General features: G+C 69.6%; 2 protein-coding genes. One reads left to right on the top strand and one right to left on the bottom strand.

Features of this window, described 5'->3' with window-relative positions; translation table 11 throughout:
• Window positions 1-682: ABC transporter ATP-binding protein (locus ABZV94_RS42125; protein ID WP_356350470.1), on the top strand; the 682-nt coding region annotated here is incomplete at its 5' end.
• A gap of 184 nt (window positions 683-866) precedes the next feature.
• Here ABZV94_RS42125 and ABZV94_RS42120 read toward each other — a convergent pair.
• Window positions 867-1,031: an alpha/beta hydrolase gene (locus ABZV94_RS42120; protein WP_356350472.1), complete on the bottom strand. Its 165-nt coding sequence runs from the start codon at window positions 1,029-1,031 to the stop codon at window positions 867-869.

The following is a 1,031-nucleotide window of genomic DNA, read 5'->3' as shown; positions in this document are numbered from 1 at the left end:
GATGAAGATCTTGTCCGGTCTGCTGCTACCTCACGAGGGCTCGGTGAAGTGGGGCGAGGCCGACATCGTCGAGCTGGAACGCGCCCAGGTCTTCAACCGCGTCTCCCTTCTCACCCAGGATTTCCAGCGCTGGCCCGTGACTGCTGCGATGAACATACGCATCGGCCGTCCCGACCACGACGCGTCGGCCCACGACCTGCAGACGTCCATCGACTACGCCGGAGCCGCCTCCGTCACCGCCAGACTCCCCAACGGGTTGGACAGCATGCTCGGCCGCATGTTCCGCGGAGCCATCGAACTCTCCGGCGGGGAATGGCAGAAGGTGGGCCTGGCTCGCACCCACTGGCGTAGCGCAACATCGCGATCGGACAGCGTCCTGATCGTCGACGAGCCGACTTCCGCCCTCGACCCGGAAGCGGAGATCGCCGCCTTCGACCGTATCCGGCGCCTGGCCGCCCCGAACCGGGCCGTCGTCCTGGTCACTCACCGCATGTCCGGCGTCCGGCACGCCGACCACATCTACGTCCTCAACCAAGGGCGCCTCGTCGAGCATGGCACCCACGACCAACTCATGGCCGCAGGCGGGCGGTACGCCGCCATGTTCGACACCCAGGCCGCCCAGTACGCCCCGGCCCCGAACGTCCCGAAGCCTGCTTCGCCCACCGTCCTGGACAAGGCATGACCCGGCCCCGCTCCACCGAAAGGCTGAGCCGGCGTTACAGGCGGCCGCGTCGTCCTCGCGGCCGGCCCAGGACCCCGGGGCCGCGCTGCCGATGCTGCCCGGCGGCACTGTAGAGCAGAAGACCGCACGCCTGCCCCCCGCCTCGGCTCGTACGTACGCGTACGGGGGTGAAGCCGGCTGTGACTCAACGGTTCGACGGGACCAGGGGGCGGGTGGTGGCGGGCGTGTCCGCCTTGCACTCGGCGCCGTCGGCGGGGGGGGTGCCGTGGACGAGGGCCGCGTCAACTGCGCTGTTGACGCACGTATTGGTGCCATAGGAGCCGTGTCCGACTCCTTCGCGCGGGAGCAG

It is taken from the genome of Streptomyces sp. NPDC004658, assembly GCF_040609555.1.
Taxonomy (GTDB): domain Bacteria; phylum Actinomycetota; class Actinomycetes; order Streptomycetales; family Streptomycetaceae; genus Streptomyces.
Note: the sequence above shows the minus strand (reverse complement) of the source record. Positions and strands in the feature narration are given on the sequence as shown.